Origin of the sequence: Pseudoalteromonas sp. '520P1 No. 423', from assembly GCF_001269985.1 — a bacterium.
Lineage (GTDB): Bacteria > Pseudomonadota > Gammaproteobacteria > Enterobacterales > Alteromonadaceae > Pseudoalteromonas.
The window spans coordinates 3,345,901-3,371,901 of record NZ_BBZB01000001.1 but is presented as its reverse complement, the minus strand read 5'-3'; the positions used below and the strand labels follow the sequence as shown (position 1 = coordinate 3,371,901).

Annotated in this window: 23 protein-coding genes; 12 read left to right on the top strand and 11 right to left on the bottom strand. The window is 34.7% G+C overall.

Annotated features, from left to right (window positions below):
* Positions 1–19: 19 nt before the first annotated feature.
* The gene (locus PSA_RS15425; protein ID WP_042142690.1) at positions 20–2,989 is read right to left on the bottom strand and encodes a TonB-dependent receptor; all 2,970 of its coding nucleotides are present in this window, start codon (positions 2,987–2,989) and stop codon (positions 20–22) included.
* Positions 2,990–3,411: 422 nt separating this feature from the next.
* Here PSA_RS15425 and PSA_RS15420 point away from each other — a divergent pair, with 422 nt between their 5' ends.
* The 3 genes from PSA_RS15420 to PSA_RS15410 are packed head-to-tail and all read left to right on the top strand — an operon-like array spanning position 3,412 to position 8,125.
* On the top strand, positions 3,412–4,668 hold the full coding sequence (locus tag PSA_RS15420) for an MFS transporter (protein WP_042142689.1): 1,257 nt from the start codon (positions 3,412–3,414) through the stop codon (positions 4,666–4,668).
* A 26-nt stretch (positions 4,669–4,694) separates the two neighbouring features.
* Complete coding sequence (locus PSA_RS15415; RefSeq protein ID WP_042142687.1) at positions 4,695–5,540, top strand: ROK family protein; 846 nt, start codon at positions 4,695–4,697, stop codon at positions 5,538–5,540.
* Between the two features lie 11 nt (positions 5,541–5,551).
* The gene (locus tag PSA_RS15410) at positions 5,552–8,125 is read left to right on the top strand and encodes a family 20 glycosylhydrolase (protein ID WP_042142685.1); all 2,574 of its coding nucleotides are present in this window, start codon (positions 5,552–5,554) and stop codon (positions 8,123–8,125) included.
* A gap of 449 nt (positions 8,126–8,574) precedes the next feature.
* On the opposite strand, the gene serA is transcribed toward PSA_RS15410, so the two are convergent.
* The 5 genes from serA to PSA_RS15380 form a co-directional block, all read right to left on the bottom strand.
* Positions 8,575–9,804, bottom strand: coding sequence for a phosphoglycerate dehydrogenase (serA, locus tag PSA_RS15400; protein ID WP_042142680.1), 1,230 nt, complete (start codon positions 9,802–9,804; stop codon positions 8,575–8,577).
* Positions 9,805–9,824: 20 nt separating this feature from the next.
* The gene (gene rpiA, locus PSA_RS15395; RefSeq protein WP_042142677.1) at positions 9,825–10,481 is read right to left on the bottom strand and encodes a ribose-5-phosphate isomerase RpiA; all 657 of its coding nucleotides are present in this window, start codon (positions 10,479–10,481) and stop codon (positions 9,825–9,827) included.
* 95 nt (positions 10,482–10,576) lie between these two features.
* Entirely contained in the window at positions 10,577–11,158 is a 582-nt protein-coding gene (locus PSA_RS15390) for a 5-formyltetrahydrofolate cyclo-ligase (RefSeq protein WP_082305748.1), read from the bottom strand.
* Positions 11,159–11,169: 11 nt separating this feature from the next.
* A complete protein-coding gene (locus PSA_RS15385; RefSeq protein ID WP_042142672.1) occupies positions 11,170–11,742 on the bottom strand; it encodes a hypothetical protein in 573 nt (190 codons plus the stop codon).
* 160 nt (positions 11,743–11,902) lie between these two features.
* Positions 11,903–13,429 (bottom strand): S10 family peptidase, encoded by a 1,527-nt coding sequence (locus tag PSA_RS15380; protein ID WP_042142669.1) that lies wholly within the window; start codon positions 13,427–13,429, stop codon positions 11,903–11,905.
* A gap of 402 nt (positions 13,430–13,831) precedes the next feature.
* Between PSA_RS15380 and PSA_RS15375 the strand changes: the two genes are divergently transcribed.
* The gene (locus PSA_RS15375) at positions 13,832–15,094 is read left to right on the top strand and encodes a response regulator (protein WP_042142667.1); all 1,263 of its coding nucleotides are present in this window, start codon (positions 13,832–13,834) and stop codon (positions 15,092–15,094) included.
* A 63-nt stretch (positions 15,095–15,157) separates the two neighbouring features.
* On the opposite strand, the gene PSA_RS15370 is transcribed toward PSA_RS15375, so the two are convergent.
* From PSA_RS15370 to PSA_RS15355, 4 genes are all read right to left on the bottom strand, one after another.
* Positions 15,158–15,883 (bottom strand): LytTR family DNA-binding domain-containing protein, encoded by a 726-nt coding sequence (locus PSA_RS15370; protein WP_052379808.1) that lies wholly within the window; start codon positions 15,881–15,883, stop codon positions 15,158–15,160.
* Between the two features lie 8 nt (positions 15,884–15,891).
* Positions 15,892–16,443 (bottom strand): histidine kinase, encoded by a 552-nt coding sequence (locus PSA_RS15365; protein ID WP_042142664.1) that lies wholly within the window; start codon positions 16,441–16,443, stop codon positions 15,892–15,894.
* A gap of 124 nt (positions 16,444–16,567) precedes the next feature.
* Positions 16,568–17,656 carry a histidine kinase gene (locus PSA_RS15360; RefSeq protein WP_042142662.1) on the bottom strand — a complete coding sequence of 363 codons (1,089 nt, stop codon included), beginning with the start codon at positions 17,654–17,656 and terminating at the stop codon, positions 16,568–16,570.
* Positions 17,656–18,738 (bottom strand): sensor histidine kinase, encoded by a 1,083-nt coding sequence (locus tag PSA_RS15355; RefSeq protein WP_042142659.1) that lies wholly within the window; start codon positions 18,736–18,738, stop codon positions 17,656–17,658. Before PSA_RS15355 ends, PSA_RS15360 begins: the two co-directional genes overlap by 1 nt.
* 354 nt (positions 18,739–19,092) lie before the next feature.
* Between PSA_RS15355 and PSA_RS15350 the strand changes: the two genes are divergently transcribed.
* The 7 genes from PSA_RS15350 to arsJ all read left to right on the top strand — a co-directional run bounded on the left by PSA_RS15350 (position 19,093) and on the right by arsJ (position 24,657).
* A complete protein-coding gene (locus PSA_RS15350) occupies positions 19,093–19,431 on the top strand; it encodes a P-II family nitrogen regulator (protein WP_042142657.1) in 339 nt (112 codons plus the stop codon).
* A 12-nt stretch (positions 19,432–19,443) separates the two neighbouring features.
* Positions 19,444–20,670: an ammonium transporter gene (locus PSA_RS15345; RefSeq protein ID WP_042142654.1), complete on the top strand. Its 1,227-nt coding sequence runs from the start codon at positions 19,444–19,446 to the stop codon at positions 20,668–20,670.
* Positions 20,671–20,857: 187 nt separating this feature from the next.
* Complete coding sequence (locus PSA_RS15340; RefSeq protein WP_042142652.1) at positions 20,858–21,130, top strand: response regulator; 273 nt, start codon at positions 20,858–20,860, stop codon at positions 21,128–21,130.
* A 92-nt stretch (positions 21,131–21,222) separates the two neighbouring features.
* On the top strand, positions 21,223–21,576 hold the full coding sequence (locus PSA_RS15335) for a hypothetical protein (protein WP_042142650.1): 354 nt from the start codon (positions 21,223–21,225) through the stop codon (positions 21,574–21,576).
* Between the two features lie 286 nt (positions 21,577–21,862).
* A complete protein-coding gene (locus PSA_RS15330; RefSeq protein WP_082305746.1) occupies positions 21,863–22,195 on the top strand; it encodes a helix-turn-helix transcriptional regulator in 333 nt (110 codons plus the stop codon).
* Positions 22,196–22,205: 10 nt separating this feature from the next.
* On the top strand, positions 22,206–23,210 hold the full coding sequence (locus PSA_RS15325; protein ID WP_042142649.1) for an ArsJ-associated glyceraldehyde-3-phosphate dehydrogenase: 1,005 nt from the start codon (positions 22,206–22,208) through the stop codon (positions 23,208–23,210).
* Positions 23,211–23,463: 253 nt separating this feature from the next.
* On the top strand, positions 23,464–24,657 hold the full coding sequence (arsJ, locus tag PSA_RS15320) for an organoarsenical effux MFS transporter ArsJ (protein WP_042142647.1): 1,194 nt from the start codon (positions 23,464–23,466) through the stop codon (positions 24,655–24,657).
* A gap of 14 nt (positions 24,658–24,671) precedes the next feature.
* Here arsJ and PSA_RS15315 read toward each other — a convergent pair whose 3' ends face one another.
* Positions 24,672–25,214 carry a TetR/AcrR family transcriptional regulator gene (locus PSA_RS15315; RefSeq protein WP_042142645.1) on the bottom strand — a complete coding sequence of 181 codons (543 nt, stop codon included), beginning with the start codon at positions 25,212–25,214 and terminating at the stop codon, positions 24,672–24,674.
* 116 nt (positions 25,215–25,330) lie between these two features.
* Between PSA_RS15315 and PSA_RS15310 the strand changes: the two genes are divergently transcribed.
* A complete protein-coding gene (locus tag PSA_RS15310; RefSeq protein WP_042142644.1) occupies positions 25,331–25,987 on the top strand; it encodes a glutathione S-transferase family protein in 657 nt (218 codons plus the stop codon).
* The last annotated feature ends 14 nt before the right edge of the window (positions 25,988–26,001 follow it).

The window sequence follows — 26,001 nt, the reverse complement described above, 5'->3', positions numbered from 1 at the left end:
TAAGTCATTTATTAGAGGTTTATAAACGACCTCTAATACCTAAAGTCATACGACGTTCATAAATATTTTGTGAAATAGTATTACCCGACCACTGAGAATAGTTGTTTTCATATTCCTCTGTCATATTACTACCAGATGCATAAACACTTATATTTTCATTAATGTCGTAACTTGCAGAAAGGTCGATGTACGTTGTTGCTTCAGTCCAGATAGGAAGCGTGCCAATACCAAATACATTACTATTTTCAGCTAGGCGTTCACTACGATAGTTAGCTGCGATACGGAATTGGAAGCCTGATTTTTCATACCATAAAACAGCGTTTCCTGACTCTTTTGAGTTATCAACGATAGGTAAGGTTTTACCTGCAAAGTCTTCATTACCACTTTCACTTGGTGCATATGTATAATTTAATTGTGCACCAAACCCACTTAAGAAGCCGGGTAAGAAATCGAACCCTTGCTGATAAGAAAATTCAACACCTGAAATCGTACCACCATTACCATTTACTTCACCAGTAACGACAACTTCTCGACGCACTACGCCATCACCATCTGGTAAGCCCATCATTTGAGAGCCAGTTTCAATAAATGAATCGATTTCCATGCTAAATACAGCGACAGAAACTAAACCACTTGGAGCGAAGTACCATTCGGCACCGATATCCATATTAGTTGAACGCCATGGATCAAGTTGTGGATTACCGTTTAGCGCACCAGTAACTGCAACTTGAAGATCTGGCGATACGCCAAGCTCATCAGCACGATCACCTGCACGACTGCGCCCCACAGATAAACCTCGACCTAAACGACCCAAATCTAAACGTGTCATTGTTTTACCGTATGCGGCACGTACAATAAACTCATCAGTTAAGTCAAAAGCAATATTTGCAGCTGGTAAGAAGTCAGAATAGTCTCGCTCAGTTCTTATATCACCATCATCACCATCAGCAGTACAAAGCACACAAGGTGATGCACCAAGCTCATTTTGTAGAATATCTAAATTAGTTTTGATGTATTGGAAACCAACATTTGCGCGATAATCATCTCCATTAAAGTTAGCTTTAAAATAAGCAGTTTGAGTTTCTTCTGTTACTTGATAAGAATCTTTAGGGCTTGATAGCTTTTTGTTATTTGGATAAATTGCATTTTGGAATGCCCAAGGATCATCCATTACTTTAGGGTCGATAAAGTAATAGCTGCCAGAACTTGCAGGTCCAAAATCATTTGTTTGTGTGATCCATTCGCTAGGTAAATCAGTGAAATATTGTGTAGAGCCTAATGTTAAGTCACCATTTGCAACACTTAATTCACCATCACCATTGGTATCACCTAATGCACCACCTGAGTCTTTCCACATTACATCTCTTGTAATATCCCCTGTTGTCATCGGTGCAACCATGATCCAAGTATCACGTTCTACATCACGTTTGCCCCAACGAACTCCAAAATCAACTGATGATAAATGGTCACCTTCTAAACTGTAATTACCATCAAAGCGTAATACATCGAGTGTAGCATCCTCTTCAAAGTTGTTTTCTGAATAAGTTGATACTAAATTGTAACGGCTTAAATCAGAACCAAATGCTTCACCATTTATACTTGGGAATGATAATGATGGGTGAGCGCCTGTAATATCGTATGTTACTTGTGGGCGTTCAGGACCGTAACCTCTAGGGTTTACAGGCTCAGCACCAGAACCATCATTACGACTTAGTCCATGCTGTGCGCCACTTGTTAAATAACCTTGGGCAACATTTTCTGTATGTGTCCTTTCTGCTTCACCATGTAAGTAACGTACTGAACCTGAAAAGTCTCCACCATTATCAAATGCTAAACCTAAGTTAATATTGAGTGAGTTTCTATCATTCGTTTGACTTTCAGAGTAAGCATTTATACGTGGTGCATCTAGCATTACAACATCAGATGTATATAAAGAACCACCAAAGTCGTTAGGACCACGCTCTACAGGGTTTTGAGGTTTTATCCAACCATAATCAGACCAGGCATTATCAGCAACTAAACCTTGACTACGATCAGCATCTTCCATTTCTGTATAAAATACATCAGCTGTGAGTTCGAGTGACTCCGATAGTGTCGCTTGAAAACTAGAGCTTAAACCCAAACGCTCACGTTCAGAAAAGCGGTTCATAATACCGTAATCAACAAATCCAAAATAACTATCGTTAGTATCACCATCACCATTTACATCGGTAGCATTTGACGCACAGGGCCAAGCACAACCATCGCCTTCACCATAAGCTAAAGCCCAGCCTTCATGAGGTGCACCATAACGGTAGTTTGCTAAGTTATTTTTATCATATGAAACTGAGAATAAGGCACCTATTTCATCGCCATTATAGCCAACAAAACCTGTGTATTTGCCATCATTTTCTTCTGAAAAAGAGCCTGTTGTTGCTTCTGCTGAACCGGCAACAGTAAATCCTTCACTTAAATCAAATGGACGTCTTGTTTTTAAGTTAACAGTTCCTGAAATACCGCCTGCTAAAATATCTGATGTAGGTGATTTTAATACATCCATACCTGATACTAATGAAGAAGGAATATCAGTAAAGTCTGGTTGAGTTGTTGTGATTGAACCTGCGCTTAAGAATTGTTCGCCATTGAGTAAAGTACCAACTTGAGGCATACCACGTACATTGATAGTTGCACCTTCACCAGCAGAGCGACGAATTTGAATCCCTGGGACACGTTGCAATGAATCTGCAATTGTAATATCTGGTAGTTTACCTATATCTTCTGCAGTAATTGAGTCAGAAACACCATTTGCAAAACGTTTAGTATTTAAGCTTTTTTCTGTAGAGGCACGAATACCTCTTACTTCTATTACTTCAAGGTTTTCATTCTTTACACCCTGCTTTTCTTCAGCAATAGCACTAAATGATAATAAGCTTGCGGCTATGCTTAGTGATAGAGCTGATTTTTTGAAAGAAACGCTCCCTGACAGCGCTGTCTTTATGTTCGTATTCATTTATTCCATTCCCCTAGATATCGATAGTTATTTTTAAGTAATGTTTATTTTTTGTTATTTTGGAAATAACATCCTTAGTGTGCAGAGTATTTAGCGTAAATAGTGATACTATTTTGGCTTTTATTAGTATTTTTCTATCAAATTACAACTCTTATTTTAACTAGTAGTTTACATAAGTAAATCGATGGTGATAGAAAAGTATGGCTATTGAATTGGTTAGTATCTCTTTTAATGATATTTGCGTGCAATATTTAAAATAGAGATTAACGGTATCCAGACATTTTATATATTTAGTTGTTTGGTTAATCCCCTCATATATGTTCTGCCCAGTGCATATATAGTTTTTCTCTTTGTTAAATCTGAGCTTTAGTTAAATAAACTAAAGCTCAGGTTATTTAATTTAAAAAAACCGAGAGAAAATCATGAATAAAAATAAAGTAGTCGTTATTTTGGTTTTATTAACCTTTTTTGTTATCTCATTTATAACAAATATCTTAGGACCTATTTTTCCTGCATTTATAGAAAGTTTTGACATTGGTTTTGTTTTAGCGGGTTTCTTTCCTTTTTCTTTTTTTATTTCTTATGGGTTGATGTCGGTACCTTCGGGGATGTTGGTACATAAATTTGGTGAAAAGCGCGTTATTTTAAGTGCTTTTATTTTAAGTTTTTTAGGTGCTAGTTTATTTTCCTTTCTTCCAAGCTTTTCAATCGCAATGTGTTCTCTATTTTTAATTGGTTGTGCTATGTCTATGCTACAAGTTGCTATCAATCCTTTATTAAGAGCCAGTGGAGGCAGTGAAAACTTTGCATTTTTATCCGTATCAGCACAATTACTATTTGGTTTAGCAGGTGTTGTAACACCTTTAGTATATTCAAATGTGATACAAGAAATGTCGCAACAGACAGTGCTAGGAAATATTTTTAATGCTTTAGTTCCTAGCAATATGATGTGGTTATCTATGTACTGGGTTTTTGCTGCTATTTCGTTATTGATGATCATTATTGTGTTATCTATCCCAATTCAAAATGTTAAAAAAACACAAGACGAAGTGACAGCTCCATTGCAAGTTTATCCTCAATTACTTAAGCAACCAATCGTCATTAAATTTTTCTTTGCGATTGTATGTTATGTCGCGGTAGAACAAGGTATTGCAAATTCAATTTCACTATTTTTACAGCAATATCACGGTTTAGAGCCTAATACTATTGGCGCCGCTGTCGTCAGTGATTTCTGGCTTGCACTAACTTTTGGCTGTTTATTAGGCTTAGTTTTATTAAAAGTTTTTGATGCCAAACATCTGCTAATTGCATTTAGTTTGTTGGCAATGCTGAGTTTTAGTGGTGCTTTATTTGGAAGTGCTGAAATTTGCGTCATTGCTTTTCCTGCAATTGGCTTCTTTTTATCTATTATGTGGTCAGTGTTATTTTCATTAGCACTTAATTCTTTACCAAAAGATCATGGTTCATTTTCGGGCATATTATGTACAGGTATTTTAGGTGGTGCGATTGCTTCCCCAGTAATTGGTTTATTAGCCGAATCTTTTGATAGTTTAAGGATAGGTATGTTAATTATTTTAGTACCACTCATTTATATTTTTAGTGTGGGGATTTGGGCTAACCCATTAGTAAAAAATCAAAGAATTCAGTTTTCGAAATCAAAGAAAATTCAAACAGTGTAAGTAGTAAAGTCTTATTTGGAGTTAAAGTGGATAGTAAAGTTTTATGTATTGATCTTGGTGGTACTAAATTAAGTTTGGCACATGTATCTAATGGTGATATTACAAACCAACAAACTTATAAAGTACCCTCACTTGTATCATTATCTGAGTTTAATCAATTTTTGTTTAATGCAATAACGCCCTTTGTAACTAATGAGGTAAATGGCATTTCTATCGGGGTACCTAGTCTGGTTGATATGTCATCAGGTAAAGTTCTAGAAACGGTCAATATTCCAGCATGGCAGAATATTGAAATTAAATCGCTATTGGAAAGTCAGTTTAAGATCCCTGTTATTGTTAATAATGATGCAAATTGTTTTGCTGTTGGTGAATATCATTATGGTTTAGGGAAGCAGTGTAACAACATTATAGGTGTATGTATGGGTACAGGTTTAGGTGCTGGATTGATATTAAACGGCAAGCTATATACCGGAAATTATAGCGCTGCAGGTGAGCTTGGTAGCTTTCCTTATTTAGATGCAACGATTGAAGATTATTGTTCTGGTAAATTGTTTACCAATTATTTTAATACTTCTGGCGCTCAGGCTTTTATAAAAGCAAGTGAAGGATGTGATAAAACAATGGAAATATTTAAACAGCTTGGTTGCCATGTTGGGGCTGCATTACATCAAGTCATTCTTTCTTTTGATCCGGATAAAGTCGTTTTAGGTGGCTCGGTAAGCAAAAGTTTTAAACTTTTTCACAATTCAATGATGCAAACTTTAAAAGGTTTGGTACATCCTACTTTATTTAAAAATATACAAGTTGTGCAAAGTGAATTAGAGCATGCCGCTTTATTAGGTGCTTACAAAATATTTATCGATGAAAAGTAGAAGGAAGAATGATGCGTTATTTTAGTATGTTAGCTTTATTTTGTTTATTGGTTGGATGTCAAGGAATAGAAAAAACAACTTCATTTACTCAGCAAAACCTAAATGACTTTTCAAATTCTGTGGAGGTAAAATATGGGCTATTAAACTCTTTACCAAAATCATGTCCTAATGAATTAAAACAATGTTATTACTCAAAAATTGAAATAACGCTTCCTTATGATTTAAAAGATAACAATTGGGAGATTTATTTTAGTCAGCTAACACCGGTTATATCCGATGAATCGCAATATTTTGATATTATTCATATAAATGGAGATTTACAAAAGTTAGTGCCAACACTTTTATTTAATGGTTTTAAATCAGATGATACTCAGGAAGTGACTTTTTATAGTTCAGGCTCTCAAATCTCTCGTTCAGAGTTTATGCCAAACTTTATCGCCAATTATAAAGGGTTAGAAGCCAAAATTATTGAAAGTACAAAAACAGGCATTGAACCTGATTCAGGATTAGAAACCCAACCTTATTTATTGCCTTTTACGGATAAGGCAACGCAATTTAAATTATCTAAAAATGATAAAACTGTTTGGGCCAGTAGTCAGGCTTTATATCAATCAACACCTGAAATACATGAAAATATAGATATAAGCGCACAATTAATACCGAAACCAAAAAATTTGCAAGTAGATGTAAGTTTGGCTGTTTTAGATTTATCTTTAGGAGTTAACTTTACTTTAACTGGTTTAAGTGATTCTGATATACAAGCAGCAATCTCAAGGTTGAGTTTTTTAGGCATACCACAAAATAAAAAAGGCGTGGCAATTAAACTCAGTGTAAATAAATCCTTAAAATTGGATCCTGAAGGATATCAATTAAGTGCTAATAAAGAAGGCATTGAAATAACTGCATCAGATCCAACTGGTATATTTTATGGTTTGATGTCAGTCTCGGGCTTGGTATCAACTGATAATTTAACTATTCCTTTTTTAACGATTGAAGATACGCCTAGATATGATTTTAGAGGGCTTCATATAGATGTAGCTCGAAATTTTCGCTCTAAAGCTTTTATTTTAAAAACCTTAGATCAAATGGCTGCATATAAGCTCAATAAGTTACACTTACATTTGGCAGATGATGAAGGCTGGCGATTAGAAATAGAGGGCTTAGAAGAGCTTACCAGTATAGGTGCGAAACGTTGTTTTGATTTATCAGAACAATCATGTCTTTTACCGCAATTAGGGGCTGGCGTAACAGGTAATAGCCATTTAGATGGTTTTTATTCTAAACAAGATTATCTAGATATTTTAGTTTATGCCAAACATCGTCATATTCAAGTGATCCCTTCTTTAGATATGCCTGGGCATAGCCGCGCTGCTGTGGTTTCAATGCAGGCAAGATATCAAAAATATATCTCAACAGATAAGAATAAAGCCGAGCAATATTGGCTAACAGAGCCAGAAGATAAAACGCAATACGCTTCGATTCAGCATTACAATGATAATACATTAAATGTGTGTTTAGACAGTACTTACGATTTTATTGATAAAGTGATCTCTGAAGTACAAAAGCTTCATCAAAAGTCAGGTATGCCATTAAGCATCTATCATATAGGTGCGGATGAAACAGCTGGGGCTTGGGTTAAATCACCTGCTTGTATTGCTTTGAAAAACAGAGAGGGTGAAGCACTTAAAGGTTTACATACTTTGAATGGTTACTTTATCGAGAAAGTAGCCAATATGCTGGATAAAAAAGGAATACAGGTCGCTGGCTGGAATGATGGCATGGGAGAAACTCGTCCAGAAAAAATGCCCAAGAACGTACAAACAAATTCTTGGGCGCTGTTATTTGAAGAAGGTCATAAAGTGACGCATAATCAAGCTAATTTAGAGTGGCAAACAGTTTTATCTACACCAGAAGTAACTTATTTTGACTTCCCTTATGAAGCACATCCAAAAGAGCGGGGTAATCATTGGGCTGCCCGTAATATTGATAGCAGAAAAGTATTTGAATTTATGCCTGATAACTTGCCTGCGCATGCTCAAATTTGGACTGACGTTAAAAATCAATCATATCAAGCAAATGATAGCCGCAGTAACCTCAATAATGGCGTTAAATTTAAAGGCATACAAGCACACCTTTGGAGTGAAATGATCCGCTCTGATCAACAAGCTGAATATATGCTTTTCCCTAGATTATTAGCTTTTGCAGAGCGAGCATGGCACAAGCCAGACTGGGAATTAGATTATAACTATCAAGGTATGCATTTTGATAAAAGTAGTCAGCACTTTAGCGATGAAGCTAAAAGGTTACGCGAAGTTGATTGGCAGCGATTTGCCTCTATCGTGGGTAAGAAGGAATTAGCTAAGTTAGAAATGGCCAATATATTTTATCGTATTCCTTCTGTAGCCACTAAAGTCGATGAAGGAAAGTTAAGCACTAAAACGCTCTATCCAAATCTGCCTATCGAGTTTAAAAATAAACAAGGAGTTTGGCAGGCTTTATCTGGCGAAGAAAAAAGTGAAAACATAAAGGCGATCAGAGCTGTATCTGTATTGGGTTCTAGAAAAGGACGCAGCCTTAATTTATAGCGCCAGTAATTTCAATGCGCTCCTGGTTTGATAGCCTAATAGTTATGCCGTCTAATGTTTTGATTTCGTTTACAGAGATATCTTTTTTCTAACAAGATAAGATTGTTCATTGGTCGAAGTAGGTGAAATGATAGAACGTTAACCACTTTATTATCATCTTTCCATTGCATAAATATATAGGCTGCACTGAGGCATAATGATAAAGCGGCAAATCCAAAAGTCAGGTATTTAACTTGTGAAGGAACACCTGTTTTTATGTGTTTTGATTTGGAAGATGTTTGATTCTTTTTTCTAAGATAAAACATAACAGATACTATGATTAAAATAGTAATGATAATTTTTGTTAACACCGCTCTTGCCTCTAAATTTTTATAAATGCAACGCGTATTTCACATCAAAAAAGCCATGCGGTTGCATGGCTAAATCAATATTTTTTGTAATAGATATGTCTAGTGAAGGATACGCGCTTTAATTGTGCCTTCGATTGCGCGTAACTCTTTTAATGCAACATCAGAATGCTCAGTATTTACATCAATTACAACATAACCGATATTATCATCTGTTTGCAGATATTGTGCAGCGATATTAATACCATGCTGTGCAAAGGCTTGGTTAATTTGAGTTAATACACCTGGGTGATTTTGATGAATATGTAATAAGCGACTACGACCTTGAAGTTCAGGCAATGATACCTCAGGGAAGTTAACAGCTGATACTGTAGAGCCGTTATCAGAGTACTTAGCAAGTTTACCCGCAACTTCAATACCGATATTTTCTTGTGCTTCTTGTGTCGAACCACCAACATGCGGAGTTAAAATAACATTATCAAACTCACGTAATGGCGAAATAAATTCTTCATCATTTGATTTAGGTTCAACAGGGAATACGTCAATTGCAGCGCCCGCAAGTTTGTCTTCAGACAAAGTTTGCGCTAATGCATCAATATCAACCACTGTGCCACGAGAAGCGTTGATTAAAATCGCTCCTTGCTTCATTACCTCAAGTTCAGCTGCACCTATCAGGTTTTTAGTTTGAGCCGTTTCAGGCACATGTAAACTGATCACATCAGAAGTTTGCAATAATGCTGTTAAGCTATGAACTTGATTTGTATTACCTAAGGTTAATTTATCTTCGATATCATAAAATTGCACATCCATACCAATATGTTCAGCCATGATCCCTAATTGCGTACCAATGTGGCCATAACCGATAATTCCTAAGGTTTTACCACGCGCTTCATAAGAACCAACTGCAGATTTGAACCACTCTCCGCGATGTGCCATCGCGTTTCTTTTTGGAATGCCACGAAGTAACATGATCATTTGACCCAATACTAACTCAGCTACTGAACGAGTATTTGAAAATGGTGCATTAAAAACGGCAATACCGCGTTTTTGTGCATCAAGTAAATCAACTTGATTAGTACCAATACAAAAACAACCTATACCAATTAATTTTTCGGCTGCACCTAATACATCTGATGTAAGGTGAGTACGAGAGCGTATACCAACAAAATGAACATCTTTTATTTTTTCAATCAGTTCAGCTTCAGGCAATGACGTTTTGACATATTCAATATGAGTGTAACCATTGCGTTTTAGTGTTTCTACAGCGCTTTGGTGTAGACCCTCTAATAATAGAATTTTAATTTTTTCTTTTGCCAAAGATATTTTGTTCATTGCCTGAGCCTATTAATCAATTATTTAATTGTTTGTGGACCGTCAGGTGTGCCAACAATAACAATATCTGCACCGCGTTGTGCAAATAAGCCGTTTGTAACTACACCAACAATCTGGTTTATTTTTTCTTCTAATGCTTTAGCATCAGTAATCTGTAAATTGTATACGTCTAAAATAACATTGCCGTTATCTGTAATCACACCTGTACGGTAGGTCGGATCACCACCTAGCTTAACGAGTTCACGTGCAACATAGCTGCGAGCCATAGGGATCACTTCAACAGGTAATGGAAAATCACCCATTACTTCAACTTGTTTTGTGCTATCTACAATACACACGAACTTTTTAGCAACTGCAGCGACAATTTTTTCTCTTGTTAATGCTGCGCCACCACCTTTGATCATATCTTTTTGATGATTAATTTCATCTGCGCCATCTACATAAACACTTAGATTATCAACGCTATTTAAATCAAAAATTTCGATACCCAGTGCTTTTAGCTTTTCAGTTGAAGCTTCTGAACTTGATACCGCACCAATAAGTGTATCTTTCACTGTGCCTAACGCATCAATAAAGTGATTTACGGTTGAACCCGTACCTACACCAACAATGCTGTTTTCTTCAACATATTCTAGTGCAGCCCAAGCTGCAGCTTTTTTCATTTCATCTTGCGTCATGTGTGTCTCCGGCTTTAAAGTATTTTTTAAATATACTTCAGAGTTTATAATCTAAGAACGGTATTTTTTGCTTCGGCATTATACTAACTATTAAGCTACCAGCGGTAGATTTTTTCAGGGGTTACGATGGTTTTTAGTGGGATATCCCAACTTTCAATTGGCAATGACTCTACCTTTTGACAATTATGTGCAATGCCAATTAATAAAGGTTTTTGCCAACCTTCTGTATAATACCTAGCGAGTGTGCGGTCATAAAACCCACCACCCATACCTAATCGGTTACCTGAATCATCAAACGCCACGAGCGGCGTAAATATAATATCCAACTCATTTACAGGACAAACATGACTGCAATTTAATTCGGGTTCAAAGATACCATAGCGATTAGCTTTCATGGGTGAGTTTTTCTCATACTTCTGAAATAGTAAATTTCCGGGTGTAAAAGGATGAATTACAGGTAGATATATTTCATGGTTACCTTGTTGTAATTTATCTATTAATTTCGATGTTTTTAGCTCGCCGTCATTACTTAAGTAGAGTGCTATTTTAGCGTTATTATAGCTGTTTAATAGTTGAGATAAATTCACTTTAATGGAGTTCGCGGCAATTTTTTGTTCTTTAAGTGATAATGAATTGCGTTTTTTTCGAACTAAATCTCTAATTTCTGATCTTTTCAAGGCTGAGTCACTTAAAACTTTAATAAATCAGGGTAAGCTAAACTAATGCCAAGCGCGATTAGTAAGAGTACAAAAATTGAGGAAGTAATCGCCAAAAATAGGCGGTTAGGGCCTTTTTTTATAGGGGAGTCAAAATCTTCATCAAACTCCAAAGGTTCTGGAGACTCTAATAAGTCATTATCATCATCTAAAGAGGGTAATTGTGCTGATGTATTTTGAGAAAGTTCATCTACCTTTTCTTCTAATCTAATAAGGCTTGTTGTGATGTAATCAAGTGCGCTCATTATTTTTGCGTCTTTTTCAGCTTGGCTGATAGATAAACTTTGATTATTTTGCTTTACACCTACAGAACTTACTTTAGCTGTAATATCAACAATATTGACATTGATGCCCATCGTTGCGAATACCTTTTGTTGCTTTAAGGCTTTTTCTTGGCTAATGGCATTAAATACTTCTTCGCCTTGCAGGAATTTATCAGCGACTGCAGAACTTAACTTTAATTTTGTTTGTAAAATGTCTCTAGCTTGAAGTTCACTAAGCTTACTAGATAATGACTCAAAAGTTATTTTAAAGCTTAAACTCATGAAGTGTGTCTCGATATGCATTTTCGTGTGAATTATATAGAAATTATATAGGGTTTATCTCAGTTGTCGAAATTTAATTGAAGAGAATCTGGTATAAGCTCTTTAATTACATAAAAAAAGCCGATTTTAAAAATCGGCTTTTTGAATAAAATGTATCAATCTAGTATTTTGCTGATTCACTTTTCTTAGGTAAAGCTGTTTGAATAAACTCTCTTAAATCTTGATTAGAGCTTTCTAAATCTGCACGACGTAAATACATCATGTGTCCGCTTCTATAACCTTTAAAGCTCATTCTGTCTTTCATTTTACCACTAGGGTCTAACTGCCACATGGTATATTTAGCATCAAAGTAGTTAGTAGCACCGTCGTAGTAACCCGCTTGAACCATCACGTTTAAGTATGGATTTTGTGCCATAGCTTGGCGTAAGTTTTCGCCTGTTTTGTTTTTAGTGCGATCCCAAGGGTGAACAGGGCCAAACATATTATATTTAAGATCTGTTTTGTAGTTTAACTCATCACGTAAATAAGAATTGATAGCAGGTGTAAATGAGTGCAACCAAGATGTCAGTTCAGCAGAGTAATCAGGGCGTTCGCCAGCATCACGTTTATCTATGCCTAAGTAACGAGAGTCAAGACGACCTAATGTGACACCTCTATCACGAAGTAGTTCTTTCCAGAAAAATGACGCTGGTATATCTAAGTTGTTTTGTGCAACAAATTGTTCAGAAAGACCCGAGTAATGCGCCATTTTTTTGATGACCTTTTGTTTTTCTTCAGCAGAAATAAAGCCACCTTTTGAAATAGCAGGGATAAGTTCATTAATTGTGAATGATTCAACTTCTGGTAATAGGGCTTCTAAATCTTGCTGTTGTAAGTCATTTGATAATGCTTTGTGGTACCAAGCTGCAGCGGTGAAGTAAGGTAGGCGATTAGCCGCTTTAACAGGTCCATCACGTTTAATACCAATATCAGTTGGTGATACTAAAACAACACCGTTTAAGTACATCCATTGTCTATTTTGTAATTCTAGTGCTAAACCAGAAACGCGTGTTGTACCGTAGCTTTCACCTATTAAAAATTTAGGAGATAACCAACGGTCATGGCGACTAACAAAAGTATTCACCCATTGTGCTAAATATTTAACGTCAGCGTTAACCCCAAAAAACATTTCTTTTTGTTTCGCTTTTGAAGGTAGTTCGCCTTTTTCATTTTCTAAAACACGAGAAAACCCAGTATTTACAGGATTTACATATAGGATATCTGCAATGTCTAATACAGAAAATGGATTATCTTGCACACCATACGGCTGTAAAGGATAACCTTCATTATCGATATTTAATACACGTGGACCCGTATAAGCGATATGCATCCATACAGATGCTGAACCTGGACCACCATTAAATGAAATAAGAAGAGGGCGTTTTGCTTTATTTCTAACACCTTTTTTCTGGTAATAGCTGTAATGTAGACTTGCAACAGCATCACCGTTCTCATTCCATACAGGTTGAGTGCCAGTTGTTGTGCTATAAGCTATTTTTTCGCCTAATATTTTAACTTTATGCTCAGTAACAACAGTATTATCAGCTTCTATACGTCTGTTATTATTTTCTTTATTACTATCAGTCGCGGCCCAAGCCGTATTAACTGTGCATAAAGCGATAAAACCAAGGGTTTTAACCAGTTTCATGGTGTGTCCTAAATATATTAAAGTGACATTAGCATGCAATATCCAATTTATAACCGCAAAACTCTTGAGACTGAATAGCCAATAAACGCGTTAAAATTAGCACAACAGTATCAATGTACTTTTCTAAAAAAGTTTAATAAGAAATAGTCGCTTTATATGTGTTTTATGAACAAGGTATAGAATAGAAGTATAGTTTGAAATAGATAACTCTGAATACATAATTATTTAGTTAGTCTTTTGTGTAAATATTTCCATTTTAAATATAAGCGGTAATATTGTATGTTGGTTGTATCTTTTTACATACGGCCTTTAAATGATAACAAACTGTAACAAGTTGTGTTTTTTGCAACGTAATAATGTTAATGTGCATGCTCATTTCTAGATAAGTGTGGAGTATATCTAATGCAAAGGGTGTTAATTGTTGAAGATAGTAAAGTAGTACAGCAAGTATTACGTCATTTGACTGCACAATTAGATGTGCCTATAGATTTTGCTTGGTCTTTACGCGAAGCTGCAACTTTTCTTAAAAATCATACTTATGACTTAGCTTTAGTTGATTTAACTCTTCCTGATGCGCCAAATGGTGAGGTGGCAAAACTTACCTTAAATCAAAAAATTCCGACAGTTGTGCTTACCTCAACAATTGAAGAGTATAAGCGTCAGCAAATGTTAGAAATGGGCGTTGTTGATTATGTTTTAAAAGATAACCGCGACTCTTATTTGTTTGCTGTTAAATTAATCACTCAATTACTTGAAAACAAAGGTCGTAAAGTCTTAGTTGCAGATGATTCTAAAACTAGCCGAAAAATGATGAAGCATATGTTAGAGCAATTGCTTTATGATGTTATCGAAGCTGAAGATGGTGCCCAAGCGCTAGAGGTTTTATCAAAAGATCAAACGATTAATTTGTTGATGACTGATTATGCCATGCCAGAAATGGATGGTTTTGAACTGGTAAAAGCAATTCGTAATAAGCGGGGCAGAGATGAACTTGCCATTATTGGTATTTCAGGCTCAGGTAGTCAAAGCCTATCTGCAAAATTTATTAAAAATGGTGCAAATGATTTTTTAGTTAAACCATTTTTACCTGAAGAATTCCATTGTCGTGTAATGCAAACCATGGAACAAATTAAGTTAATTGCGGAAATTAAAGATACTGCAAATCGAGATTACTTAACGAACCTCTATAACCGAAGATATTTTTACAACCAATCTGAGCGCACTGTTAAATCATTAAAACACAGTAATGAAGCAGCTGTCATGGTGATGCTAGATATCGATCACTTTAAACCGATAAATGATACTTATGGGCATCAAGCAGGTGATAGTGTGCTAGTTGCAGTTTCAAATGCGATGCAAAAGTATTTCTCTAATTATCTAGTGGCTAGAGTCGGTGGAGAAGAGTTTGCTATTTTATTAAAGGGCTTAAACTTAGAGCAAGCATTTGAATTCGTTGATGAGTTTAGATTTCAAATCTCAAATACAAGTTTTAATTTTTCTGGTCAACCAATAGGTGTATCAATTAGTGCTGGTATTGCATTATCAGAAGATGAAGAGTTATCACAATTGATAAATATTGCAGACTCAGCATTATACGATGCTAAAAGCCAAGGAAGAAATCAGGTTGTACAATATCAAATAGAAGTATGTGATGAGCTGAAATAGCTTAAGTTAAATAAAATAGACAGATACAAAAAAACCGAGCTAAGCTCGGTTTTTTGTTTTTTATTAAAGCTGGGTAAATTCTAAAAGCTGCTTTAGTTTAGTTGCTTGTCTGCGGGAGATCTCTACTGTTTGACCATTGCTTAGTTTAGCCTCTAATCCATAGCTAATTGCTTGTTCCATGCTCTCTATCGCGTCTAAACGAATAATATCTGAACGACTCGCTCTAAAGTAATGACTTGCATCTAATTTAGCTTCAATTTTATTGAGTGAGCTATGTAAAAAAGCTTTACCGTGAGGCGTATAAATAGCTGCATGGTTACCAATAGATTCAAAACGAATTATATCGCTCAGAGGAATTATGCGCATAGTTTCGCCATATTTAACCATTAACTTATGGTCATCAGGTAAGCCCGTTTGTTGTTTAGACTGCTCTAATCTGGCTTCTAATTTGGCGATTGCATCTGAAAGTCGTTCTGGGTTTACCGGTTTTACGAGGTAATCCATCGCATTTAAAGAAAATGCATCAACAGCAAATTGGTCATAAGCGGTACAAAAAATAATGTTTACGTCATCGCCTAGAGATTCAGCAAGTTCCAAACCTGTTGAGCCTGGCATATGAATATCTAAGAATATTGCATCTGGCTGTTGCTCTTTGATTTTTATAGCTGCTTCATCTGCATTTTTAGCTTCATCAATAATTTCAATGTTAGAATGCTTTGATAATAGACGTTTTAATTCGTTTCTTGCCAAACGTTCATCATCTACAATAATCACTTTCATACTTGTCATTTTTTTATTTAAAGCTTATTAAGCTCTAACTCCATCTTGTAGCTGTTAGTTGTTAATTCTTGTTTTAATGTATATTTCACTGCACCATCAAGTGGTGAAAGTTCATTGCTAAAGTCGATATCGCCTTGCTTTAATTTAGGTGATTGCGCTAAGTGTAGCGAAAATAAAACCCCTGAATCAGTTGCAGAACAAGTTAAGTTAAGGGTATTTTCAAACACACTATAGGCATCTTTTTCATGCAGTATTTTTTCTACTACAGGCAATAAAACAGAACAAGGCAGTTTTAATTGTTCGCCTAAATGCATTCCGTCTAACTTAACTGTAATACGCTCTTCTAAGCGCAGTTGTTCAAGACTTAAATATTGGGTGATATGACTTAATTCATTGTGTACTGAAGTGGCAATTTTACCATCAGCTAATTTGTAACGTAATAGATGAGCTAATTCGCTGAGTAGTTCACTTGCTTTGTCCTGATCCTCAAAAATAGTATAGCGAATCGCATTCATACTATTAAATATGAAATGAGGATTAAGTGCAGAATCAGGTTGTTTATTGAACATAAATAGCTTTATCCATATTTTCTCGAAAGTAGTATTACGTTTCTTTTTTATTATCGATCATCATCAGTCTAAATTTAAAATTGCTTTATGCCTAATGTTAAATGATAAAGGGTTAATATTGGTGTTAAGTGGTAATAGCATTAGTCGCTGAGTTTATTTTTAAAGGCAAGGTTAAAATAAGTTTATGACTTTGCCAGTCTTTTTTTACATCCAATCGCGCTTGGTTTTTATACATATATTGCAGTCTTAATCTTAAATTTTTAAGATAACTAAAATCTGATTTATACTTTTTAACTGAAGTATGTAACATCTCTATTTTGTAGTTATCACTTACAATATAACCGTCAATACTTAATGCATGAGTTTGATTTTTAGCATTATTTAATATGTGTGACAACATAAAAATCATGCTCATAGCGGGCAAATTAGGAATGTTTTCTTGGTTTTTTAGTGAAATATGTATTGTTTCAGGAGATCTGTTTTGCTCTTTTAATAAACCTAAATAATTATTGAGACTCATTAATTCTTCGTTGATATCTGCATGATTTGTTTTACTAGACATTAAGTTATATCTGAACAATTCAGAAGCTTGCGTGACAATGTCAGCTGCTAATTCGGTATCTTTATCAATTGAAGTTTTAATGGCATCCATAGTGGCATATAAAAACTCAGGATTAATTTGATTAAGTAATAATTTTAATTCTTGACTATCGCTTTGCTCTTTCAGTTGCTTATAAAAGCGACTTGATGAAATAAAACTATAAAGTACTAACCATGTTCCAGAAGTCGTCCAATAACCGGACCAAGTTAATAAAATTTTCATTTCAAAGGATATGTCAGAGACTTCAGAATTCATAGCCTCAGACATATCAGTAAAAGTAAATGTAGGAGGACCTAACTTTAAATAAGACATATCCACTAAAAAATAAAATGAGCCACAAATAAGTGAGTTTAATAAAAGCCATAGAATATTTTTAAATATGCCGTTATTTCTCTTTTCAGCAAACTTGTAGATACCTCTAGCAATTATATGGCAGCTTAAAAACATATTTACAATACTGACTAAGACAAATGACATTATTTGAGGTTTACTTGCTATTAAGGACAGTGTTGTTAAGCTAGAAATTGTACTCATAATTGCAAAAACTAAAAAACATATCCCTTGATATTGCCAGTAATTTTTACCAACTTGCGTTAAATAAGTAGACTTCATTATTTATCCTTTAGCGGTAAAGTAAGGGTGGCTGTAAATAAATCTTTTGTTTTATCTACCTTTATATGCGCAGTGTCACCGTACATTAAAAATAAACGTTGCTCTAAATTTGATAAGCCAGTGCCTGTGCCTTGGGCTTTATATTTTCCATGATATAGCGGGTTAGTAACTGATAATTGCCAATGTTTATTTGTTTTATGGGCTTTGATTGACAATAAACTTTGTTCAATGCGCGGGGCAATACCGTGTTTAATGGCATTTTCAAGTAAGGTTAATAATCCCATTGTGGGTACTTGCAACTTTAAAATTTCAGGTTCTATAAAAATTTCTATTAATAAACGCTCTTCTAATCTCGTTTGCTCTATATCTAAATAAAACTCACATACGCGTAATTCATCTTCTAATGAGGCCGTTATTTTTTGATTTGAGCTCAAATTATATCTAAATAGCTCTGTTAGTTTATCAACTAACTCTTTTGCTAGCGCTTTATCCTCAAAAATCATTCCTCTAATGCTGTTCATCGAGTTGAATAAAAAGTGTGGATTGAGCTGGCTCATTAATAAGGCAAGCTGCCCTGACTTTACTTTTTCTTTAATTTGTACGCGATTTCTGATGCTGGTTAGTAAAAAATACCATGTACTCCAGGCACTATATAATAGCGTTGTAGCAAACAGCATGGTTAATGCGTAAGTAAATTGCCAACGCGGGCTATAAGCGCCCATGTTTTCTAAATAAGCTTGGGATTCATTACCAATACGTAATGCTTTAGTTGCGCTATCAATATCAGGAGAAAGTACAGACTGTAAATTAATGACCAGTGTGCTATCGACCAAACAAGACATTAAAATGCATCCGATCACAGTGGCAAATAGTTTTTTACCTGTGATGCCGGCTTGCTGTTGATATTTAATTGCGCCACGAATAACAAAGTGCGTTAAAGCAACAAGTAAGACTGAGTTGATGATAAATAGCGTGAAAACCGCCCATTCTGGATATATAGCAAATTTATATTGTCTAATAGGTAGAAATTGAAGCGCAAACAGAATACATGCAGTTAGTGCCTGAATAATCCAGTAACTCATTGAAAATCAAAATCCTTTATTATTTATTCTTATTGGATATTTATTTATGCTCAAGCCAGATATTGAGTCTATATGTAAATAATGCCACATTTTATCTAATTTGTATCTGTATTAGTCACTTCCCTTTTAATTTCACGCACCATATACGCCTATTTATGCACCAATTCTGTGCATTGGTACTTCTATTACTGTCTTTATTTATTCCAACTATCTGAAATTTAGTTCTTTTTATTTCTGGCATAAAGGTTGGATTACTTAGTTTATAAATATAGTTAGTTACAAAATAATTAGCAGTTTAGAACTAAAAAGTAACCTATTTAACTAGCAAAAAATTGAACATAAGGGGAATTAACCATGAAAATGATCACTGCCATTATCAAACCTTTCAAACTTGATGATGTAAGAGAGGCGCTTTCTGACTTAGGTGTTGAAGGTATGACAGTTGTAGATGTGAAGGGTTTTGGTCGTCAAAGAGGCCATACAGAGCTTTATCGCGGTGCAGAGTATCAAGTTGATTTTATCCCAAAAATAAAATTAGAAATCGCTACCAGAACTGAAAATGTAGACCGTTTGATTGAAGTGATCACACGTGTTGGCTCAACAGGAAAAATTGGTGACGGAAAAATATTTGTATATGACTTAGATCAAATCGTACGTATTCGTACTGGTGAACTAGATGATGAAGCAATTTAAGGGGATAGAATAATGGAAAATACAGTATTAGAACTCAAATTTGCCTTAGATACTTTTTACTTTTTAGTATCCGGTATTTTAGTAATGTGGATGGCTGCAGGTTTTGCCATGTTAGAAGCAGGTTTAGTGCGCTCTAAAAATACCACTGAAATTTTAACAAAAAATGTCGCGCTTTATGCTATCGCTTGTACCATGTTTTTATTAGTTGGTTATAACATCATGTATGTAGATAACGCTGAAGGTGGTTTTATTCCAAGTTTAGGTGCTTTGATTGGTACTCAAGCCGAAGGTGCAGATCATTCTTTAGAGTCTGATTTTTTCTTCCAAGTTGTATTTGTTGCAACAGCGATGTCAATTGTTTCAGGTGCTGTAGCTGAGCGTATGAAACTTTGGTCTTTCTTAATTTTCACTGTGGTACTGACAGGTTTTATTTATCCTTTAGAAGGTTATTGGACTTGGGGTGGTGGCTTTTTATCAGAGTTAGGTTTTGTTGATTTTGCAGGTTCTGGCATTGTACATATGGCAGGTGCTGCAGCGGCTTTAGCTGGTGTGATTTTATTAGGTGCGCGTAAAGGTAAATACGGTAAAAAAGGTGAGATTTACCCAATTCCAGGTTCTAACTTACCACTTGCAACTTTAGGTACATTTATCTTATGGATGGGTTGGTTTGGTTTTAACGGTGGTTCACAATTACTTTTATCTGATATGGAAAACGCTTCTGCTATCGGTAAAATTATGGTCAATACCAATGCAGCAGCAGCAGCGGGTGCAATAGCTGCATTGTTAGTATGTAAGTTACAGTGGGGCAAAGCTGATTTAACTATGGTATTAAATGGTGCATTAGCTGGTTTAGTTGTAATTACTGCAGATCCGGCATCGCCTTCACCTGTTTTATCTCTGTTATTAGGTGGTTTAGGTGGCTCTTTAGTGGTATTTAGTATCGTAATGTTAGATAAACTTAAAATAGATGATCCAGTAGGTGCAATTTCAGTTCATGGTGTATGTGGTATTTTAGGTTTATTATTAGTACCAATTTCAAATGCTGAAGCAACAATAATAAAACAGTTAATCGGTATCGCTTGTATCTTTAGCTTTGTATTTATTGCGTCATTTGTTACTTGGATGATAATTAAGAAGACAATGGGTATACGTGTTGGCGAAGAAGAAGAGTTAAACGGTATGGATCAACATGATTGTGGAATTGATGCATATCCTGAATTTGTTTCAATGCGTAACTAGTACGATAGAAATAGAAGATATCCGATAGAATCATGAAATATGATTAAACCTTAAAATCCTCACTATTTATAGTGGGGACTTTTTTATTTTTGCTAATCTTATAAAAGAGTGATTTTTAGAGATTTCGATTATATCTATATCGGCTTGAGTTGTTGAAGGTGATATTTGTTTAAATGATCTTATTGCTTTGTCTTTAGGTGATGGGTACCTCATAGATAAAGCATTTTCAGTCAAACAAGCATCTGAGCTTATTTTAGAGAAAAATTATGATGTTGTTCTGCTTGATTATTATTTACCAAATGGTGTAGGCATAGATATAGCTAATTGCCTAAAATCTCAAAATACACTGCCCATTATAGTGTTTATTAGTGCCTCAGATGACTTAGATATAAAAATGGCTGCTTTTAATAGTGGAGCGATTGAATGGATAGATAAAAAAGTTTTTAGCCTGCAATACTAACCATAAAATTGATGTTACATTAAAAGTAAAAAAACTCATTCGATGCGATAAGACAGGCTGAAAAATCCTCTAATGAAGTTGTTTTTGCTGCCATGTCAGATTCATTTGTATGGGGCACAGCAGCTAAAGCGATACAATCGAGTTTATTAAGTCGTAATATTAATTCTTTTATTAATACAATTTTTAAATACTTCAATGATTTAGATTTAATTGCATCCATTGATATTAATGAGAATCAACACTTAAGTTTTTGGGATAGTCCAACTGATGGCGCAACTGGTATGGAAGAAGACTTACTTATATTGGCGATGCAAACAGGGAAGAGAGTTTTAAATGTTGGTCGTCGTTATTTTATTCAAACAGAAAATTTAAGTTTTTTAATTAAAAATATTCCTGAAGATGAGGTTAAAAAAAGGTCAGTTATTAGATGTGTTAGCTGCAGTTAACCGATAAAGAAGAATTAAATCTCACTTAGTTAACAGAAAAAACATTACTGAAGTTTGAGCAAATGGCTGATAGTCATTTAAATATAATCTGATCATTAGATGATGTAATGCAGGATTTTCAAAAGCAATTAAAGTAATACCCATTAAAATATCTTTATTTTGCTCGATATAAAATTACTGTCATATTAAAGGTTTATAATTTTTATTTCATAGATTAAAAATACGCATTGCGCCTCTTTAAAATTTCAATATAATCTTACATATATTTGCTTATCCGTATATAAGAATGTTAACTGAAATATCTCAATTTTATAAAACGTGCAGTGAGCCAGTTAGGCTAAGAATTTTAAATATACTGTTAAATAATCAACAAGTATGTGTATGTGATCTGGTGACTACACTCGATTTACAACAGAGTATGATCAGTAGACATTTAACTTACTTAAAAAATGCCAATATTGTTACCGTAAGCCGTTCGGGGACTTGGCGTTATTATGAAATAAACTCAAAATTATCAACAGATAAGCAAGATGTGCTGACAATATTAAAAGTGCAGCTTTTGCAAGATGAGCAATGCTGTGCAGATATAAATCAATTTAAAACAAGTTGTTGTGATTAAGGAATAAAAAATGAAAGTTGCTATTAATGGTTTTGGCCGTATGGGTAAATTACTAACTCGTTTATTAATCGAGCTAGGCACTCATGAAATCGTGTATATCAATGATCCTGCTTGTGATGCAAAAACAGTTGCACACTTATTAGCGTTTGATTCAGTTCAAGGGCGTTTTAAAGATAATGAAATTACCTCTTCAGAATCACAAGTAATCATAAAAAACTCAAAAATTGATGTAATAAGCACAGCTGATTTAAATGCATTACCTGTAGATAATATCGATTTATTAATTGATTGTTCGGGTAAATATCGCCAGTCAGCATTATTTCAAGACTTATTAAATAAAGGCCTTAAAAAAGTTTTAGTTGCATGTCCAGTAAAAGATGATGGTGCAATAAACTTAGTATATGGCGTTAATCATCAAGATTATGATGCAGATATACATAACGTGATCACTGCTGCTTCTTGTACTACAAACTGTTTAGCACCTGTAATTAAAGTTTTAAAAGAGTCTGTAGGCATCAAACATGGTGCAATGACAACGATTCACGATATTACCAATACGCAAACAATCGTTGATAAAGCACATAAAGATTTACGACGTGCACGTGCCTGTGGCGAGTCTCTTATTCCGACAAGTTCAGGCTCAACAACTGCAATTATGACAATATTCCCTGATCTACAAGGCAAGTTAGATGGTTTAGCAGTACGTGTGCCTTTATTGAGTGGGTCTTTAGTTGATTTAGTGATTGAAACAGAGCAAGAAACATCAGTTGAGCAAATTAATCAGCTGTTTGATGATGCTAAAAATGGCGAGCTTAAAGATATTTTAGATATTGAATATCGTCCATTAGTATCAGTTGATTTTGTTGGTGATCAGCATAGTGCCATAGTTGATGGCTTATCTACTCAAGTGATCAACAAAACTATGGTTAAGGTACTTGCTTGGTACGATAACGAAATTAATTATGTAAGTCGCATGCAAGATATTGTTGATTTAATAGATCAAAAAAGTCATTAGTTTAAATAGCAACTAAATCAAATTAGTCATTCCCGAGATCTGTTATCGGGAATCTTTTGGCAATTTAATTAGATATAGTGAAAGGTGTAATTTAAACAGAGATCTCCGATCGAAGATGTCCTAGTTATGCTTTTTAAGTTTATGCTGATTTTCTAAAATAGAGTACAAGTAACAAATGAAATATAGCATTAAAGATTACAAGTAGATCACAGGCTCTTAGCTTAGATAGTTTACTTTTCAGAGTATTAATTGAATGAAACAAAGCATAAAAGATTATATGTGGATCACTGGTTCTTATTGGGGATTCACACTCACAGATGGCGCACTTCGAATGCTGGTAGTTTTATACTTTCACCAGCTTGGCTACAGCTCGTTAGAAGTTGCTTCATTATTTTTATTTTATGAATTTTTTGGTATAGTCACTAATTTATTTGGTGGCTGGTTAGGGGCAAGGTTTGGTTTGAAAACCACTTTATTTAGTGGTTTAGCGTTGCAAATAGTCGCGCTGGTATTGCTCGCACAAACACAATGGCTTAGTGTCATTTTTGTTATGTTAATGCAGGCTATTTCAGGTATAGCCAAAGACCTCAATAAAATGAGTGCTAAAACAGCCATTAAACAATTAGTACCAGAAAATGATGGTTCAACTTTATTTAAATGGGTGAGTATTTTAACTGGTTCTAAAAATGCATTAAAAGGCATCGGCTTCTTTTTAGGCGGTGTTTTACTAAGTGTATTTGGCTATGAAAATGCACTGTATATTTTGGCTATAGGGTTACTATTAGTCGCTACTTTATGTGCGCTAAATTTAAAGTCGAGCCTAAAAGCTAAAAAATATAAAGCCAAATTCAGTGAGTTATTTTCAAAAAGTGAATCAATTAATTTATTGTCTGCAGCGAGATTCTTTTTGTTTAGTGCTAGAGATATCTGGTTTGTTGTCGCTTTGCCGGTATTTTTGATATCTGAACTTGAATGGCATCACAGCTCTGTGGGGGTTTTGATGGCTTCTTGGGTTATTCTTTATGGTATTGTGCAGTCAATATCACCCAATTTATTAGGCTTTAAAACGCAACATCCAAATGCCAATACCGCAGTAAAAAGTGCATTAGCATTACTTGCGGCGCCTTTAAGCATGATAGTCGCAAACTTTATAGGTCTTAGCGCACAAAATGTAGTAGTTATTGGTTTATTATTTTTTGCAGTCGTTTTTGCTATTAACTCTGCGGTTCATTCATTTTTAATTGTACATTATGCTAATAGTGAAAACGCTTCATTAGATGTGGGTTTTTATTATATGGCTAATGCCAGTGGTAGGTTGTTGGGCACGATCTTATCTGGTTTTTTATATCAGCAATACGGGTTTCAAAGCACCATATGGACTAGCTTTATTTTAATCGCTTTATGTGTATTGATCAGTATCAGATTAGCCAATAAAACAACTCACTAATTTATCATTAATTGTTAAATTTCAGTAATGGCCTTTTGACAAGCAGTTAAAAGGTTATTGCTTAAATCTTTATCGTTTAGTGCTCGAGAAATCGCTAAACCACCAATCATAAGTACCACGCTTTGCAACGCTTGTTGCTGATCTTCAGTATGTATACTGGCTTGCTCAACAAAGCATTTGAACATTTTTGTATAGGTGTTTTTGATTTCTTCATTTTGCTGTGAAATATCAGATACTAAAAAGGCTAAGGGGCAGGGGGCTTCTTCGCATTCATCTCTATGAGTTTGGCTTAAATAATATTGTGCAATATTGACTAAACTAGCATTGCTGTTTTTAGGCTTACGGGTTTGTGCGGTTTGCGCGCCTTTAATTAAGGACTGTGAGTATAAATCGCTCTTTGATTTGAAGTGTGAATAAAAAGCGCCTCGGGTAAGCTTAGCATCTTGCATAACTTGATCAATAGAAATCTTTTCAAAGCCATTATGAGCAAATAGTTTAGCCGCACTGGCTAAAATCTTATCTTTTGTTTGCTGTTTATGTTCTTTATGCCAAGCCATTATCAATACTCTTTGTTTGTAGTTTTATGAATTATGTCACAATTTTAAAATATGTTCTTGAACATATTTAAAATCAGATTAGATTAATATTTATTCACAATAAAGGAAGAAAAGAAATGAGCTTAAATATTAATTCAGATCCAGTACATATTTTTGGTTTACCTAAATCTAACTTTGTTCGCACAGTTATGTTGATCTGTGAACAAAAAGGAATTAAATATACAGTGGGGTTTGAAGTAAAAGGCAAACCTGTCGAGTTTAAAAGTGACGCACATTTAAAAATGCACCCTTATGGCAAGATCCCAATTTTATTGCATAATGATTTTGCATTAGCTGAAACAGCTTCAATCTGTCGTTATTTAGATAATAATTTTACTGGCACTAAAGTGCAATTCGAACAAGAGCAAAAATCAGCATATCATGATGCTTTTTGTGCAATTGCATCGATTGATATAGACAAGGCAATTTTAAGAGATTTTTTAGTCGAATTTGCATTTCCAAAAGGAGAAAACGGCACTGTACGTATGGATGTTGTTAAAGCTGCGATACCTAATGTTCATAATGCTTTAAGGGTTATAGGGCAAGAACTAGCAAGTAATAATCAGGTTATAAATGGTGAGAAATTAAGCATTGCTGATGCCTTATTAGCGCCAATGCTTCACTATATAAATACTGTTACACGTGATTTTAAGCTGTTATCAGAGCACCCTGAAGTGGGAAGCTATTTAACAAAGTTAATGACGTTTGACTCTTGTAAAAAAGTTTTACTATAAAGTTACCAACCACA